This window comes from Polaromonas sp. C04 (assembly GCF_002002705.1).
Lineage (GTDB): Bacteria > Pseudomonadota > Gammaproteobacteria > Burkholderiales > Burkholderiaceae_C > Rhodoferax_A.
The window spans coordinates 21,456-36,695 of record NZ_MUNS01000032.1 but is presented as its reverse complement, the minus strand read 5'-3'; the positions used below and the strand labels follow the sequence as shown (position 1 = coordinate 36,695).

Below are 15,240 nucleotides of genomic sequence, written 5' to 3'. Positions count from 1 at the left end.
TCTCGGGTGTGGCGCTTGACCACCCCATGACGAGAGGAAACTTTTGTATGACCGCCGTGACGTCCTCGCAACTTGATCAGCCTGCCGCCAAAGTACCCGCGCACTATCGGTTCTGGCCCAAGCGCCTGCCGTACCGGCTCACGCCGCCGGCCAACTCGCTGTGGCAAAACCTGGTCGTCAGCGCGCTGCGCTACCCGGACAAGGCTGCGCTGGTGTTCTTCGGCCGTACCTTCAGCTATGCCGATCTGCTACAAAAAGCAGATCGCCTGGCGGCCTGCCTGCATGGGCTGGGCGTGCAAAAGGGTGACAGGGTGGTGCTGTGCATGCAGAACTGCCCGCAGCTCGTGATCGCGCATTTCGCGATCCTGCGCGCCAACGCCGTGGTGGTGCCGGTGAACCCGATGAACCGCGCCGAGGAGCTCAAGCACTACATCAACGATCCCGATGCGAAGGTCGCCCTCACCACGGCCGACCTGGCGGATGAGCTGGCACAGGCCAGCGATGCGCTGCCCGCATCCGAGCGCTTGTCGCACCTGATCGTGACGCACTTCACCGACGCCTTCGACGCCCAGGTGCAGGGCGAGAATGCGCCGCCCGCCGCCTGGATGGCGTGGCTGACGACGCGCCGTGCGCCACCAAGCCTGAGCGGTGGCCGGGTGATCGCATGGATCGATGCGCTGGGGGCCGCGGGGGAGGCGCCCCCGCACACGGCAGGGCCTGCAGACCTGGCGATCCTGCCCTATACCAGCGGCACCACGGGCTTGCCCAAGGGCTGCATGCACACGCACGCCAGCATCATGCACAACACGGTCGCGAGTTGCCTGTGGGGCACCGGCACGCCGGAAAACGTCACGCTCGCGGTGGTGCCGATGTTTCACATCACCGGCATGGTCAGCCAGATGCACGCCGCCATCTACGCCGCGGCCACGATGGTGGTGATGCCGCGCTGGGACCGCGACCTGGCCGGGCGGCTCATCTCGGCGTGGCGCGTCACGCACTGGACGAACATTCCGACCATGGTGATAGACCTGCTTGCCAGCCCGCACTTCGACCAGTACGACCTGTCCAGCCTGGTCTCCATTGGCGGGGGTGGTGCGGCGATGCCGCAGGCGGTCGCACAGCGCCTGTTCGAGCAGTTCGGGCTGCGCTATGCCGAAGGCTACGGGCTCACCGAGACCGCTGCGCCGTCGCACAGCAATCCGCCCGATGCGCCCAAGCAGCAATGTCTGGGCATCCCTTTCATGAGTACCGATGCGCGCGTCGTCAATCCCGACACGCTGCAGGAAGTGCCGCAGGGCGAGCAGGGCGAAATCATCATTCATGGCCCCGAGGTGTTTGCGGGCTACTGGAAGCGGCCCGACGCAACGGCCGAGGCCTTCATCGAATTCGAAGGCAAAAAGTTCTTTCGCTCCGGCGACCTGGGGCACGTGGACGAGGATGGCTATTTCTTCCTGACCGACCGGCTCAAACGCATGATCAACGCCTCCGGTTTCAAGGTCTGGCCGGCCGAGGTCGAGGCCCTGATGTTCCGGCACCCCGCGATCCAGGAGGCCTGCATCATCTCGGCCAAGGACAGCTACCGCGGCGAGACGGTGAAGGCCGTGGTGGTGCTGCGCGCGTCCCACAAGGGCAAGCTGACCGAGCAGGAACTCATCGACTGGTGCCGCGAGCACATGGCCGTGTACAAAATCCCGCGCATCGTGCAGTTCGTCGACGCGCTGCCCAAGAGCGGCAGCGGCAAGGTGATGTGGCGCACGCTGCAAGAGGCGGAGCAGACGAAGTAACGGTAAAAAGTGCTTGTAGCCCATACCCCTTCTGCGCAGTTAGCTATCAAAACTGTAGTTAACGGGGTGCCAAGCAGTTGATTTTGAAAGCCAGAAAGGACGACACGCGCTATGAGTTCAACCCCCATCCTTCCCACGGCGGAGCCGGCCGAAGTCGGACTGAGCGCCCAGCGGCTGGATTGTCTGCGGCTCGTGCTGCAGTCCGAGATCGATCGCCAGCGCCTGCCCGGCGCCGTGGCGCTGATTGCGCGGCACGGCAGGATTGCACTGTTCGAAGCCCTGGGGCAGCAGGACCCTGCCGCCGGCACGCCCATGGCGCGCGACTCGCTGTTTCGCATCTACTCCATGACCAAGCCGGTCGTGTCGGTGGCGGTCATGATGCTGCTGGAGCAGGGGCGTTTGCTGCTGAGCGATCCGGTGTCGAAATACCTGCCCGAGTACGCGCAGCAGCAACTGGCCGTGGAGCGTCACGGCAGCCTGGAGTTGCAGCCCGTGACTCCGGGCGCCACGGTGCAGGACCTGCTGCGCCACACGGCCGGCCTGACCTATGAATTTCTGGGCCTGTCGGCCGTGCAGCGGCAATATGGTGCGGCCCGCATCGGCTCGCGGGAGCGCAGCAACGCGGAATTCTCGCAGGCGCTTGCAGCGCTGCCCCTGATGGCGCAGCCCGGCAGCGTCTGGGAATACAGCCGCGCCACCGATGTGCTGGGCCGGCTGGTGGAGGTCCTCGGTGGCCAGCCGCTCGGCGAGTTTCTGCACCAGCAGATCTTCGAGCCACTGGGCATGCGGGAGACCGGCTTCTGGGTGCCGCCCGAACACCACGGACGCATTGCCGAGCCGTTTGCGCGCGACCCCGACGGCGGCGTGCAGATGCAACTGTTCGATGCGCGGCAGCAGCCGCAGATGGAGTCGGGCGGCGGCGGGTTGATGTCGACCGCGCCGGACTATGCGCGCTTCCTGCAGTTCATGCTGAACAAGGGCGAACTCAACGGCGTGCGCCTGCTGGGCCCGCGCATCGTGGACTGGATGACGGCCGACCACCTCGGCGCCATTCCGGTGAATCCGCACAGCGGCTCGGCCACGCTGCTCACGCCGGGCCACGGCTTCGGACTGGGCTTTGCGGTGCGCACCGCGCCGGGACTGTCGGCGGTGCCGGGCTCTGTGGGCTCGTATTTCTGGGGCGGCATCGCGGGCACGACCTTCTTTGTCGATCCGGCCGAAGACCTGTTCGCGCTGATGATGATCCAGGCGCCGAACCAGCGCGAGCACTACCGGCCGCTGTTTCGCGACCTGGTGTATGCGGCCTTGATGGAGTGATGCCATGACGACCCACGACTTGCACGATGCGCACGATCACGCCGATGCGGCATGGAAGCACGATGGCGTGCGTGTGATCCCCGCGAACCAGCTCGACGGCAACACGGCCCAGACGCCCGGCATGGACCGCAAGGCGGCCATCAACTTCGCGCGCGTCGGCGCGCAAAAGCTCTGGGCCGGCACCGTCACCATCCATGCCAACGCCAAGACCGGCGCCCATCACCACGGTCATCTGGAAAGCGTGATCTACATCATCAAGGGCCGCGCGCGCATGCGCTGGGGCGAACACCTGGAATTTACGGCCGAGGCCGGCCCCGGTGACTTCATCTACGTGCCACCCTATGTGCCGCACCAGGAAATCAATGCCAGCCCCACCGAGCCACTGGAATGCGTGCTGTGCCGCAGCGATGGCGAGGCGGTCGCGGTCAATCTGGCGATTGAGCCGGCCGAGAAACCCGAGACGGTTCTGTGGGTCGATCCCACGCATCCGCATGGGGCGGTCTGAGTGTAGGACGCATCTTGCTTACATCTTTCACATCGTCCTACATGAGCGCTCCACTTCCTTTGTTACAAATGGAGCTTGGCTCAAAGGAGTCCGCGGCGTCGATTCGAACCGCCGAGGTTCCGGCTTGTCAGGCAGCATAAACACAAGGAACCCCATGAAGTTGAAAACCCGAATTTTTGCCCTCACTGCAGCCCTGCTGTTGCTGGGTGCCACCGCGGCCCGGGCGCAGCCCTACGTCAATGCCACCGTGGATGGCATCTTGGCGCCTGGCGTCTACGGCCGCATCAATATCGGCAATGCCCCCCCGCCGCCGGTGCTGTATGCACAGCCGGTGATCATTACGCGGCCGGCTGTGCTGGTGCAGCAGCCGCCGCTGTACCTGTATGTGCCGCCGGGTCACGCCAAAAAATGGAGCAAACACTGCGCCCAATACAATGCCTGCGGCCGGCAAGTGTATTTTGTGAATGTGGACAGCCGGGGCAAGTACAAATACAAGGACCGCGATCGCCGCGGCTGGGACGGCCGCGACAACAACCAGGGCTACCGCGACAATGACCGCGGCCATGGCAAGGGCCACGGCCACCGGGACTGAGGTCAGTCTTCGGCGACCTGCAGCACCAGCTTGCCGAAGTTCTCGCCCGTGAAGAGCTTGATCAGCGCTTCTGGAAAGGTGTCCAGGCCTTTGACGATGTCTTCCTTGCTCTTCATGCGGCCGTCCTTCAGGTAGCCCGCCAATTCGGCCACGGCCAAAGGGTAGCGGTCGGCGTAGTCGAACACCACGATGCCCTGCATGCGGGCCCGGTTCACGAGCAGCGACAGATAGTTTTTCGGCCCTTGAACCGCGCTGGTGTTGTTGTACTGGCTGATGGCACCGCAGATGATGATGCGCGCGCCGCGGGCGAGGCGCGCCAGCGCCGCGTCCAGGATCTCGCCGCCCACATTGTCGAAGTAGATGTCCACGCCGTTCGGGCAGTGTTCCTTCAGGCCGTCCCTGACCGCGCTGGGGCCGGCCTTGTAGTCGATGCAGGCATCAAAGCCGAGTTCCTTCACGACCCAGTCGCATTTGGCCTGGCCACCGGCGATGCCCACCGCACGGCAGCCCTTGATCTTGGCGAGCTGGCCGACCGTCTGGCCGACCGCGCCGGCGGCGCCCGACACCACCACGGTCTCGCCCGCCTTGGGCTGCCCGACGTCCATCAGGCCGAAGTAACCGGTCATGCCGGGCATGCCGAGCACGTTGAGCCACTGCGTCTGGCTGCCCAGCGTCAGGTCGATTTTGGCCAGGCTGCTGCGCTTGAGGTCGGCCTGCGGAATCAGCAGGTATTCCTGCACGCCGAGCACGGCAGACACGACATCGCCCACGGCAAACGCCGGGTTTTTGGAGGCAATGACCTTGCCGATGCCACCCGCGCGCATGACTTCGCCAATGCCCACGGGCGGGATGTAGCTCTTGCCTTCGTTCATCCAGCCGCGCATGGCGGGGTCCAGCGACAGGGCCAGCGTCTTGACCAGCACGCCGCCCTCGGCGGGCTCCGCGACGGCTTCGGTGGTGTTGCTCCAGTTGGCGCGGGTCGGGGTGCCGACCGGGCGTGCGGCCAGGCGGATCTGGTGATTGGTGAGCGAGGCAAGTGTGGACATGGGGGTTTCTCCTGCAGATTGGATTCGGGTAGGGCGGGCGGCGCCTGGCAACCGCTGCGCTGATGGTAGCGACGGGGCGCGTCGGGCGGGTTAGCGCAAGTGACAGTGACGAAGGGTGCGCCTGCGCGAACCTCAGGCGAATAGCGCCTCGAAGCCCTCCAGGGGCTCGAAACGCTGGTGGTGGTAGCGCAGCCGGGTGGGGCCGGGCAGCGCGCGCTCGCGCAGCGAGTGCCGTTCGTCGCCGGGGTAGCAGATGACCCGCAAGCCGTCCTGCTCGAACGACTCCGGCTGGATGATCGGCGGCCTGCGGCCACGCGCCTCCCGCAGCACGCTGTCGACCGTGCTGTGGTGCGACAGGTGCGCCAGGCTCATGATCTGCGGCGGTGCCAGCTCGATCTGGCCGTCCCGGTACTGCTCCAGCGCGGCACGGGGCCGCAGCCACACGCTCTCGGTGGTTTCGTGGTTGTCATGCCGCGCGATCTGGTCCGGTGGCACCGCGGAGACGAAGAAACGGGTGTCAAAGCGCTTGTTCATCACCGACGGCACCCGGGGCGTGATCCAGCGCGACCACGGCACCACACTGCGCGTCTGCAGGCGCAGCGCCATGCGGGCCAGCACCTCATCAAAACCGCAGCCTTCGCGCAGGAGGGCGCCGGCCTGTGTGGCGCGGGCGGCCGACGCATCCTGCGCAAACAGCACGCCGGACTCTTCAAACGCTTCGCGCAGGGCCGCCACATACAGGCTCGCAGCCGTCACGGCATCGATGTCGGGCTCGTTCAAGCCTGCGTGCAGTTGCTGCGGGGACTGGTCCAGCCGGGCCGCCATGTCCAGTTCGGCATCGTGCGCGTCCACCTTGCCACCGGGAAATACGTAGGCGCCGCCCAGCACGTCCGACAAGCCGTGGCGCTTGAGCAAAAACACTTCCAGCCCGCTGGCGGCGTCGCGCAGCATCACCACTGTGGCGGCGGCACGAGGGGGGGTGGTGATGACTTCGGAGTTCAGTTCCATCGGCAGCTTTCTATCGACCCGCCGCCTCATGAATTAAAGTACAGCGCTGTCCCGGCAAAGGCTACCAGAAGCCGGGCGGGGCGAGCATCACCTATATGACAGGAAGAAAAACATGAGCATTGATTTCAAGGGCCGCGTGGCCATCGTCACCGGCGCAGGCGGTGGACTCGGCCGGCAGCATGCTTTGGCGCTGGCAGCGCGCGGCGCACGGGTGCTGGTGAACGATCTCGGCGGCGCCGTCGATGGCGCCGGCGGTTCGACGGGGGCGGCGCAGGCGGTGGTTGACGAAATCCGCGCGGCCGGCGGCGAAGCCATCGCCAATGGAGCGTCCGTGACGGATTTCGGCGCCGTGCAGGCCATGGTCCGGCAGGCGGTCGATGCCTGGGGCCGCATCGACATCCTGGTGAACAACGCCGGCATCCTGCGCGACAAGAGCTTTGCCAAGATGGCGCTGGACGACTTCCGGCTGGTGCTGGACGTGCACCTGATGGGCGCGGTCCATTGCACCAAGGCGGTCTGGCCGCTGATGGTCGAGCAGAAGTACGGGCGCATCGTGATGACGACCTCATCGTCGGGCCTGTACGGCAATTTCGGCCAGGCCAACTATGGGGCGGCCAAGATGGCGCTGGTGGGCCTGATGCAGACCCTGTCGATCGAGGGCGCCAAAAACAACATCCGCGTCAACTGCCTGGCGCCCACCGCCGCGACCCGCATGACCGAAGGGCTGATGCCCGAGGCCGTGCTGCAGGCCCTGAAGCCCGAAGCCGTGGTGCCCGCAATGCTGGTGCTGGCGTCGAGCGATGCGCCGAACCGCACCATCCTGTGCGCCGGTGCCGGCACCTTCGAGGCGGCGCACATCACGCTGACCCCCGGTGCGTGGATCGGCACCGATGCCCAGGCGCCCGAACGTCTGGCCGCGCGACTGGCCGAGGTGACGATGCAGGCCGGCGAAACCGTGCCGCAGAGTGGTGCGGCGCAAGGCACCAACGAAGTCGGCAAGGCCATGGCCCAACTCGCCAAGACCTGAGGTGAGCCCGGGCAGCGGCGGCAATGCTGTCGCCGATGAATCTGGTTTTGGGTAAAAGCAACATTTTCCGGATTGTTGAGGCAAATAAGACTGATTCGCATTTATACTTTCTGCTGATCTTGAACGCAGCCAGCACAGCGCCAGCACGACGTCAGGGCCTGTTCGTTCATCACCCGGAGAAAGTAAAACAATGAATCGCAGCCATCGCCCGGCGGGCCCGCGCACCACCGCCGCCTTGTCTTTGCTTGGCCTGTTCTCGGTGCCGGGAGCCTTTGCCCAGCAAGCCGCACCGCAGGCGCCAGTCACCCCTTCTGCCCAGACCCAGCCGGCGCCCGGTGCCGTCGTGCCGCAGACTTTGCGCCCGGTGCAAATCAAGGCCAGCGCCGAGGACAACGACTTCGGTGCCAACGCGAACTCGGTCAGCCGGCTGCCGGCCGAGCTGCGCGATATTCCGCAGTCGGTCACGGTCATCAACCAGGCGGTGATGCAGTCGCAGGGCGCCACCTCGCTGGCCTCCGCGCTGCGCAACGTGCCGGGCCTGACCATCGGCGGCGCCGAAGGCGGCCAGATCGGCACCAACATCAACCTGAACGGTTTCTCGGCGCGCACCGACGTCTTTCTGGACGGCGCGCGCGATCGGGCCCAGTACTACCGCGATACCTTTGCGCTCGATTCCATCGAGGTGCTGATGGGTCCGTCGTCCATGCTGTTCGGCCGCGGCTCCACCGGCGGCGTGATCAACCAGGTCACGAAGAAGCCCACGCTGAAAGCCGCGGACGAAGTGCAGGTATCGGCCAGCACCACGGGCCTGGTACGCACCACGGTCGACCACAACCAGCCGTTGTCCGACAGCGCGGCGTTTCGCGTGGCGGTGATGGGGCAGCAGGGCAACGCCACGACGCGCGACCAGACCGAGTTGCAGGACTACGGCATCGCGCCGTCGCTCAAGCTCGGCATCGGCACGCCGACCCAAATCACGCTGACGGGGCTGCTGCAGCACAACCGCGACATGCCCGACTACGGCGTGCCCCCGCTGAACGGTGCGCCGGTCAACGTGAACCCGAAGACGGCCTACGGCTTCACCGACGACCGCACCATCTCCGACATCGGCGCGCTCGGCGCACTGGTCGAGCACAGGCTCACGCCCACCAGCTCGATCCGCAACCAGACGCAATACAACAACGTCACCACCGATGCGCGCGAGACGGCACCGCAAGGTATTGGCACGCTCTCGGCCAGCGGCGTCTACACGCCGCTTTCTACCGGCAGCACGGCCGTTCCGGCCGCTGCCACCAGCGCGCTGCCGCTGAGCCAGCTGTGGGTGCGCCAGCAAAGCCACGACCGCGTCATTCACGATACGTCGCTTTTCAACCTGACCGAGTTCAACACCAAATTCGAGACGGGTGCGGTCAGGCACGCGCTGCTGGCGGGCTTTGAGCTGGGGCGCGACACCTACAACAACCAGGCCTATTACCGCAACGGCTCGTGCAACGGTACGGCGCTGAATCCGGCGGGCGGTACCAGCGGCTATGTGGCCTGCACCCCGCTGCTCGATCCGGCCCAGACCGGCGCGCCCGGCAACGCGCCGAGCGTGGCCGGCAATCTCGCAACGGCGAGCGCCACCACCGTGGCCGCCTACTTCAACGACACGCTGGAACTGAGCCCGCAGTTCAAGCTGGTCGGCGGCCTGCGCCAGGACCGCTACAGCGCGAGTATCGACAACTCGATCCCGACCGCGACCGTGGCAGCGTCCATGAACCAGGTGGTGAACTTCACCAGCGCGCGTGCCGGCGCCCTCTGGCAACCGACCAAAGCGCAGTCCTACTATCTGTCCTACAGCACGTCGTTCAACCCGTCGCTGGAACAACTGGTATCGACCACCGGCAGCTCGCAGCCGCTGCCGCCGACGACCAACAAGGCCTACGAGGCCGGCGGCAAGTGGGACCTGAACGGCGGCGACCTGTCGCTGTCGGCGGCAGCATTTCAGATCACCCAGGACAATGCGCGTTCGCAGAACCCCGACGGCACGTACTCGGCGACCGGCACCGTGCGTGTGAACGGCGCACGCGCCGGGGCGGCGGGGCGCGTCACCGACAGACTGCAGATTTTTGGCGGCTACACCCACCTCGATGCATTGATCGTCAATGGCGTTGCGCCGGGCACGAACGGCATGGTGCCGGCGAATACGCCGAAAGATTCCGCCAGCCTGTGGAGCACCTACGCCATCACGCCGCAGTGGGAGGTCGGTGCCGGCGCGACCTACAGTTCCTCGCGCTTTGCCAACAACACCGATCTGGTGCGGGTTGGCGCCTACACGCGCTGGGACGCGATGCTCGCCTACCATCAACCGAAATACGATATTCGCCTGAACGTGTTCAACCTGTTCAATACGAACTACTACGATGCGCTGATTCCATCCGATGGCGGGCGCGCCGTGCCGGGGCTGGGCCGCTCGGCCACCGTCTCGGTCGCCTACCGTTTCTAACCTTGGGGCGGCGCGATTCATCATGCTGATCTGCATCCCTCAAGTACTGGACGCCGGCGAGCTGGCCACGGTCCGCGCACAGCTTGACGCGGCGGGCGACGCCTGGGTCGATGGCCGGGTCACCGCGGGCCATCAGGGCGCGCCGGTCAAGTTCAACCAGCAGATCGACGAGCAATCGCGCGTGGCGCGCGAGTGCCAGCAGATCGTGGCGGGGGCGCTGGAGCGCAACCCGCTCTTCATCAGCGCGGCGTTGCCCAATGTGCTGTACCCGCCCATGTTCAACCGCTACAGCGCGGGCATGGCCTTCGGCCTGCATGTCGACGGTGGCGTGCGCCTGCACCCGCACAGCGGCGCCAAGCTGCGCACCGACCTGTCCGCCACGCTGTTTCTGAGCGATCCGGACAGCTATGACGGCGGCGAGCTGCAGATCGAGGACACCTACGGCATGCACAGCGCCAAGCTTGCGGCCGGCGACATGGTGCTCTACCCCGCGAGCAGCCTGCACCAGGTCACGCCCATCACGCGCGGCGTGCGCGTGGCCTGCTTTCTGTGGGTGCAAAGCCTGGTGCGCGACGACGGCGAACGCGCCTTGCTGTTCGACATGGACAACGCCATCCAGCGCCTGAACCAGAGCGACGCCGACACTGTGGCGCGGCGCACCCTGGTGGGCACCTATCACAACCTGCTGCGCAAATGGAGCGACACCTGATGATGGCGCGCGAGATGACCCTGCCCCGCAACGACACGGCCGCCTTGCCGCAGCGCGGCATGGCTGACCACCCGCACCCGCACCACCGCCGTGCCACCTTCGTGCGCTGGGTGCGCAAGACCCATGGCTGGTTTGGCTTGTGGGGTGCGCTGCTCGGGTTGATCTTCGGCACCAGCGGCATCTGGCTGAACCACCGCGCCGTGCTCAAGCTGCCGCCCATGTCGCAGCAGCGTATCAACGCACAGCTGGCGCTGCCGGATCCGGCGCCGGCAACTGCTGCCGAGATGGCGGTCTGGCTGCAAACGGCCCTGGGCCTGGACAGGCCAGCGAATTCGATGCGGGTCGAGCCGGCCAAAGTGGCGGCCTGGGTGCCGAAAGACAAGCTATCCGCGCCTGGCGACGTGGCGCAGTCGCTGGCGCTGATGCAGCCCGAGCACTGGATCTTCAACTTTGGCGGCCCCAACGCCATCGTGCAGGCCGACTACTGGCACGGCAACCGCTCGGTCGGCGTCACCACCACGAGCAACGGCTTCATCGCGACGCTGACCAACCTGCACAAGGGTGTGGGCATGTCGCTGGCGTGGATTCTGCTCATCGACACGCTGGCCGGCAGCCTGATCTTCCTGTCGCTCTCGGGCGTGATCCTGTGGGTGCAAACCAGCCGGCGCCGGCTCGTGGGTTTGGTGATTTTCGGGACGTCGATCGCGCTCACGCTGGGCCTGACGATGACGCGGCTCTGACGCAGCGAAGGACCGCTCCAAGCAAGGCTGGCCCCCTCAGGGGGCAACGTAGTACGCGAAGCGACAAGCGTGGGAGTTCGCTAGCACGGCGCGCCCAAAAGCCGCGTCGGGCAGGCATTGGCAGCCTGTGTTACCTTTCAGCCCGCACAGATTCAAAAGCCATCGACATGAGCAGTTTGCAAGAGCGCCTGGGCGCGCTTTCCCCCGTCACCCTGAAAGGTATTCGCCGCGGCATCGAAAAGGAAAGCCTGCGCGCGCAGGCCGATGGCGCGCTCGCCCTGACGCCGCACCCGGCCGCGCTCGGCTCGGCGCTCACGCATCCGCACATCACCACCGATTTCAGCGAGTCGCAAGTCGAACTCATCACCGGCGTGCATGCCGGGGTCGATGCCTGCCTGGAAGAGCTCACCCAACTCCATCAGTTCACCTATCAGGTGCTGAAGGAGGCGGGCAACGAGATGCTGTGGGTCTCGAGCATGCCCTGCGGCCTGCCGACCGACGAGACGATTCCGATCGGCCTCTACGGGTCATCCAACATCGGCCGCTCCAAGAGCGTGTACCGCATGGGGCTGAGCCATCGCTATGGCCGGCGCATGCAGACCATCTCGGGCATCCACTACAACTGGTCGATGCCGGACGTCTCCAGCGAAGCCTACTTTGCGCTGATCCGCAATTTCCGCCGCCATGCGTTCCTGCTGCTGTACCTGTTTGGCGCATCGCCCGCGGTGTGTTCCAGTTTTCTCGCCGGGCGCGCGCACGAACTTCAAACGCTGAACGAGCACACCATGTACATGCCGTATGGCACCTCGCTGCGCATGGGGCGCCTGGGCTACCAGAGCGACGCACAGGCCTCCATCGCGGTGAGCTACAACAGCCTCGATGGCTATGGTGCCTCGCTGCAGGATGCGCTGACCCGGCCCTATCCGGCCTACGAAGCCATCGGTGTGCGCAATCCCGGCGGCGACTACAACCAGCTTGACACCAGCCTGCTGCAGATCGAGAACGAGTTCTACGGCACCATCCGCCCCAAGCGCGTGATCCAGCCGGGCGAGCGCCCGCTGCACGCGCTGCGCGAGCGCGGCGTGGAATACATCGAGGTGCGCCTGATGGACCTCGACCCCTTCATCCCCGTGGGCATCACGGCGCAGACCATGCGCTTTCTCGACGTGTTTTTGCTGCATTGCCTGCTGGCCGACAGCCCACCCGACACGCCGCAGGAAATTGCCGAAACCTCGCACAGCCGCGACCGCGTGGCCGCGCGCGGGCGCGAGCAGGGGCTGCGCCTGGAGCGCGACGGGCGCGAGGTGCTGCTGACCGACTGGGGCATGGAGCTGATGGAGGCGTTCGTGCCGATCGCGGCCCGGCTCGACGCGGTGCATGGCGGCACGCAGTACCGCCAGGCGTTAATGGCCGCCCGGGCGGGGCTGGCGGACGCCAGCACATTACCTTCGGCGCGCGTGCTGGAGGTGATGGCCAGGGAGTTCGACAACTCGTTCATCCGCTTCGCCCGCGCACAGTCCCAACAAACCAGGCGCGCGCTGCTGAGTCTGCCTTTTCCCGCCGACATGCAAGCGCGCTTTCGCGCCATGGCGCAGCAATCCATCGAGGACCAGAAAAAAGTCGAGGCCGCTGACACCGTGCCGTTCGACATCTACCTGCAGCAGTACCTGTCGCCTGAGCGCCTGGGCCTGCCGGGCGCCCTGCCGCGCGCCGCGTAGCGGGTCTGCTGCGCTACTGCCCGGCAACGCCCCCATCCTTGCGGATGGATTCGCGGTCGCGGTGGTTCTTCAGCCGCCCCAGTGTGGTCTCCAGCGAACCCAGCAGCTTGGTCAGCGCGCCCCGAAACGCCTCGTCCTGGGTGGCGCCATGGTGGTTCACGGTAATGAGTTGGTGGTGGCCCAGGCGGGCCTGCATGGAGCAGTGCAGGGCGTTGGCGCCGCCCTTGTCACCCTTCTCGTCGCTCAGGTAGACCTCCACGCGCGTGATGTCGTCCCGGAAACGGTTCAGTTTTTCATTCAGTTCGTTATCGGCCCAGCGCTCCAGCGCGTCCTTGTTGCCAATGCCCTTGCTGGTGTCCACTTGAATTTGCATACGGGTGTCCTTGTGGGATGGTTGCGGCACGTGCTGCCGGATACCGTCTGGCGGCGGCCGGCGCAGCGGTCAACCGTCGGCTTGACGGAACGAATCCCCAGTGTGGCCCCTATGGCGGTGGAAGGATGTAGGACCGGTTCGGCAATTCGGCCCGGCACGCCTTTTGGCAGCAGCTCGTTGTTCGCCTTGCCGGCCTTGATGTCAGGCGGTCGCAGTGGGGTGTTGAGTGAGGGCATGGAGCCGATGATCCGATGCGGTGACAATTCGCACTCGCCCCTTCATCCCACCCAGTCTTGACAAGAAAGAACATCCCGATGGCCATCCAGTGGTTTCCCGGTCACATGCACCTGACCAAAAAAGCCATCCAGGAGCGCATCAAGGACATTGATGTGGTGATCGAGCTGCTCGATGCGCGCCTGCCGGGCTCCAGCGCCAACCCCATGCTGGCCGAGATCACGAGCGGCAAGCCCGGGCTCAAAGTGCTCAACAAACAGGACCTGGCCAACCCGGCGCGCACCGCGCTCTGGCTGGCGCACTACAACGCGCTGCCCGCCACGCGCGCGCTGGCACTCGACGCGAGCGAGGCCACGCCCGCTCGGCGTCTCATCCAGGCCTGCCACGAGCTCGCGCCCGGCCGCGCCGGCATGGCCAAACCCATGCGCGTGCTCATTTGCGGGATTCCCAACGTTGGCAAGTCCACGCTGATCAACACGCTCACGGGCAAGCGCGCCGCCAAAACCGGCGACGAGGCTGGCATCACCAAGCTGGAGCAGCGCATTGCGCTGGCCGACGACTTTTATCTGTACGACACGCCCGGCGTGCTGTGGCCGCGCATCATCGTGGCCCGCAGCGGCTACAACCTGGCGGCCAGCGGCGCCATCGGCCGCAACGCCTTCGATGAAGAAGAGGTGGCGCTGGAGCTGCTCGGTTATCTGACCCGGCATTATCCCGGCGCGCTCGCCGCGCGCTACAGCGTGGACCTGGCGGGCCTCACCGATGAGCAACTGCTCCAGGCCATTGGCCGCAAGCGCGGCGCGGTGCAAAGTGGCGGGCGCGTGAACCTGCAAAAGGCCGCCGAGATCGTGATCTACGACCTGCGCGCGGCCAACCTGGGGCGCATCACGCTGGAAACCCCGGAAGAATTCGCCGCGTGGCTGGCCGCGGGCTTGATCGTCGATGCCGAGCGGCAGCTCAAAAAGAAAAAGCCGCCCCGCTCAACGAAGTGAGCGGGGCGGCCACACAGGCCGGGTTCAGGTTCAGGCGGCCTTGGTGGCGCGCGCCTTCTTGAAGGGCGAGACGTGCTTGACGGAGGCAGCGTCGTCGCCAGCGATCTTTTTCACCAATTCGGCAGACTTCTCTTCCAGCTGGGCGGCCAGCTTGCTCACCATCTCGGCCGCAGGCACGGCAGCCGTGGCGAGCTTGCTGAGAGCGGGCACGCCGGTTTTTTCTTCAAAGCGGCTGGCGTTGGCGGCCACTTGCTGCACGCCTTGACCGGCGAACTTGACGATCTCGTTGACCAGGGTGTCCGCACTGTTGGTCGCCAGGGCCAGGCCTTGGGCGTAGTAGCTGCCAACCAGCTTTTGCGCGGCGGTGGCGTTCTCAACCACGTCGGCGCTCAGCTTCGGGCTGGACGCTTCCAGGGCGCGGTCCCAGCGCTGCTCCACGAAGCCGACGATACGCTCGCCGCCGGTGCGATAGGCGTTGATCACGTTTTTGGAGGTGTTGCCGTAGGACTCGATCAAGTCGGTCACAACGGTAGAGAGGTTCTTTGCGGTCATGGTAGGTTCCCGAGAGGGTGAAAAGTTGATGAATGAATTTTCCCCGTTCGCCCTAGGGCGTGCGACCTAATAGCGACCCAAATCCTAGAGGCTGCCGTCTAGGATTGTGCGATGGCAGGGGCGCCGTTATATTGGCAAGCAGTCTTCAGGAGTTCACC

14 protein-coding genes are annotated in these 15,240 nt (G+C 65.8%); 10 read left to right on the top strand and 4 right to left on the bottom strand.

What is annotated here, in order from left to right; translation table 11 throughout:
* Positions 1–47: 47 nt before the first annotated feature.
* The 4 genes from B0E49_RS12440 (at position 48) to B0E49_RS12425 (ending at position 4,198) form a co-directional block, all read left to right on the top strand.
* Entirely contained in the window at positions 48–1,784 is a 1,737-nt protein-coding gene (locus B0E49_RS12440) for a long-chain fatty acid--CoA ligase (RefSeq protein ID WP_077562519.1), read from the top strand.
* Between the two features lie 111 nt (positions 1,785–1,895).
* Positions 1,896–3,101 (top strand): serine hydrolase domain-containing protein, encoded by a 1,206-nt coding sequence (locus tag B0E49_RS12435; RefSeq protein WP_077562518.1) that lies wholly within the window; start codon positions 1,896–1,898, stop codon positions 3,099–3,101.
* A gap of 4 nt (positions 3,102–3,105) precedes the next feature.
* Positions 3,106–3,606, top strand: coding sequence for a cupin domain-containing protein (locus tag B0E49_RS12430; RefSeq protein ID WP_077562517.1), 501 nt, complete (start codon positions 3,106–3,108; stop codon positions 3,604–3,606).
* Between the two features lie 154 nt (positions 3,607–3,760).
* Entirely contained in the window at positions 3,761–4,198 is a 438-nt protein-coding gene (locus B0E49_RS12425; RefSeq protein WP_077562516.1) for a hypothetical protein, read from the top strand.
* A gap of 2 nt (positions 4,199–4,200) precedes the next feature.
* Here the strand turns inward: B0E49_RS12425 and B0E49_RS12420 are convergent, their stop codons facing one another.
* Both B0E49_RS12420 and B0E49_RS12415 read right to left on the bottom strand, forming a co-directional pair.
* Positions 4,201–5,244, bottom strand: coding sequence for an NADP-dependent oxidoreductase (locus B0E49_RS12420; RefSeq protein WP_077562515.1), 1,044 nt, complete (start codon positions 5,242–5,244; stop codon positions 4,201–4,203).
* Between the two features lie 132 nt (positions 5,245–5,376).
* Positions 5,377–6,252: an NUDIX hydrolase gene (locus tag B0E49_RS12415; RefSeq protein ID WP_077562514.1), complete on the bottom strand. Its 876-nt coding sequence runs from the start codon at positions 6,250–6,252 to the stop codon at positions 5,377–5,379.
* 112 nt (positions 6,253–6,364) lie between these two features.
* Between B0E49_RS12415 and B0E49_RS12410 the strand changes: the two genes are divergently transcribed.
* The 5 genes from B0E49_RS12410 to gshA all read left to right on the top strand — a co-directional run bounded on the left by B0E49_RS12410 (position 6,365) and on the right by gshA (position 12,931).
* Positions 6,365–7,279, top strand: a complete 915-nt coding sequence (locus tag B0E49_RS12410) for an SDR family NAD(P)-dependent oxidoreductase (protein WP_077562513.1) — start codon at positions 6,365–6,367, stop codon at positions 7,277–7,279.
* Positions 7,280–7,469: 190 nt separating this feature from the next.
* Positions 7,470–9,764 (top strand): TonB-dependent receptor, encoded by a 2,295-nt coding sequence (locus tag B0E49_RS12405; RefSeq protein WP_077562512.1) that lies wholly within the window; start codon positions 7,470–7,472, stop codon positions 9,762–9,764.
* A gap of 22 nt (positions 9,765–9,786) precedes the next feature.
* Entirely contained in the window at positions 9,787–10,473 is a 687-nt protein-coding gene (locus tag B0E49_RS12400; protein WP_077562511.1) for a Fe2+-dependent dioxygenase, read from the top strand.
* The gene (locus B0E49_RS12395) at positions 10,458–11,213 is read left to right on the top strand and encodes a PepSY-associated TM helix domain-containing protein (protein WP_502688706.1); all 756 of its coding nucleotides are present in this window, start codon (positions 10,458–10,460) and stop codon (positions 11,211–11,213) included. Before B0E49_RS12400 ends, B0E49_RS12395 begins: the two co-directional genes overlap by 16 nt.
* A gap of 167 nt (positions 11,214–11,380) precedes the next feature.
* Complete coding sequence (gshA, locus tag B0E49_RS12390) at positions 11,381–12,931, top strand: glutamate--cysteine ligase (protein WP_077562510.1); 1,551 nt, start codon at positions 11,381–11,383, stop codon at positions 12,929–12,931.
* 13 nt (positions 12,932–12,944) lie between these two features.
* On the opposite strand, the gene B0E49_RS12385 is transcribed toward gshA, so the two are convergent.
* A complete protein-coding gene (locus tag B0E49_RS12385) occupies positions 12,945–13,304 on the bottom strand; it encodes an HPF/RaiA family ribosome-associated protein (protein ID WP_077562509.1) in 360 nt (119 codons plus the stop codon).
* A 314-nt stretch (positions 13,305–13,618) separates the two neighbouring features.
* Here B0E49_RS12385 and ylqF point away from each other — a divergent pair, with 314 nt between their 5' ends.
* Positions 13,619–14,530, top strand: a complete 912-nt coding sequence (ylqF, locus tag B0E49_RS12380; RefSeq protein WP_077562508.1) for a ribosome biogenesis GTPase YlqF — start codon at positions 13,619–13,621, stop codon at positions 14,528–14,530.
* A 30-nt stretch (positions 14,531–14,560) separates the two neighbouring features.
* Here ylqF and B0E49_RS12375 read toward each other — a convergent pair whose 3' ends face one another.
* On the bottom strand, positions 14,561–15,082 hold the full coding sequence (locus B0E49_RS12375) for a hypothetical protein (protein WP_077562507.1): 522 nt from the start codon (positions 15,080–15,082) through the stop codon (positions 14,561–14,563).
* Between the last annotated feature and the right edge of the window lie 158 nt (positions 15,083–15,240).

Bases quoted from the DNA above. Each gene is read 5' to 3' on its own strand.
- ylqF (WP_077562508.1), top strand. From the start codon at position 13,619: ATGGCCATCCAGTGGTTTCCCGGTCACATGCACCTGACCAAAAAAGCC.
- B0E49_RS12375 (WP_077562507.1), bottom strand. From the start codon at position 15,082: ATGACCGCAAAGAACCTCTCTACCGTTGTGACCGACTTGATCGAGTCC.
- gshA (WP_077562510.1), top strand. From the start codon at position 11,381: ATGAGCAGTTTGCAAGAGCGCCTGGGCGCGCTTTCCCCCGTCACCCTG.
- B0E49_RS12435 (WP_077562518.1), top strand. From the start codon at position 1,896: ATGAGTTCAACCCCCATCCTTCCCACGGCGGAGCCGGCCGAAGTCGGA.
- B0E49_RS12395 (WP_502688706.1), top strand. From the start codon at position 10,458: ATGGAGCGACACCTGATGATGGCGCGCGAGATGACCCTGCCCCGCAAC.
- B0E49_RS12415 (WP_077562514.1), bottom strand. From the start codon at position 6,252: ATGGAACTGAACTCCGAAGTCATCACCACCCCCCCTCGTGCCGCCGCC.
- B0E49_RS12420 (WP_077562515.1), bottom strand. From the start codon at position 5,244: ATGTCCACACTTGCCTCGCTCACCAATCACCAGATCCGCCTGGCCGCA.
- B0E49_RS12405 (WP_077562512.1), top strand. From the start codon at position 7,470: ATGAATCGCAGCCATCGCCCGGCGGGCCCGCGCACCACCGCCGCCTTG.
- B0E49_RS12410 (WP_077562513.1), top strand. From the start codon at position 6,365: ATGAGCATTGATTTCAAGGGCCGCGTGGCCATCGTCACCGGCGCAGGC.
- B0E49_RS12400 (WP_077562511.1), top strand. From the start codon at position 9,787: ATGCTGATCTGCATCCCTCAAGTACTGGACGCCGGCGAGCTGGCCACG.
- B0E49_RS12385 (WP_077562509.1), bottom strand. From the start codon at position 13,304: ATGCAAATTCAAGTGGACACCAGCAAGGGCATTGGCAACAAGGACGCG.
- B0E49_RS12430 (WP_077562517.1), top strand. From the start codon at position 3,106: ATGACGACCCACGACTTGCACGATGCGCACGATCACGCCGATGCGGCA.
- B0E49_RS12440 (WP_077562519.1), top strand. From the start codon at position 48: ATGACCGCCGTGACGTCCTCGCAACTTGATCAGCCTGCCGCCAAAGTA.
- B0E49_RS12425 (WP_077562516.1), top strand. From the start codon at position 3,761: ATGAAGTTGAAAACCCGAATTTTTGCCCTCACTGCAGCCCTGCTGTTG.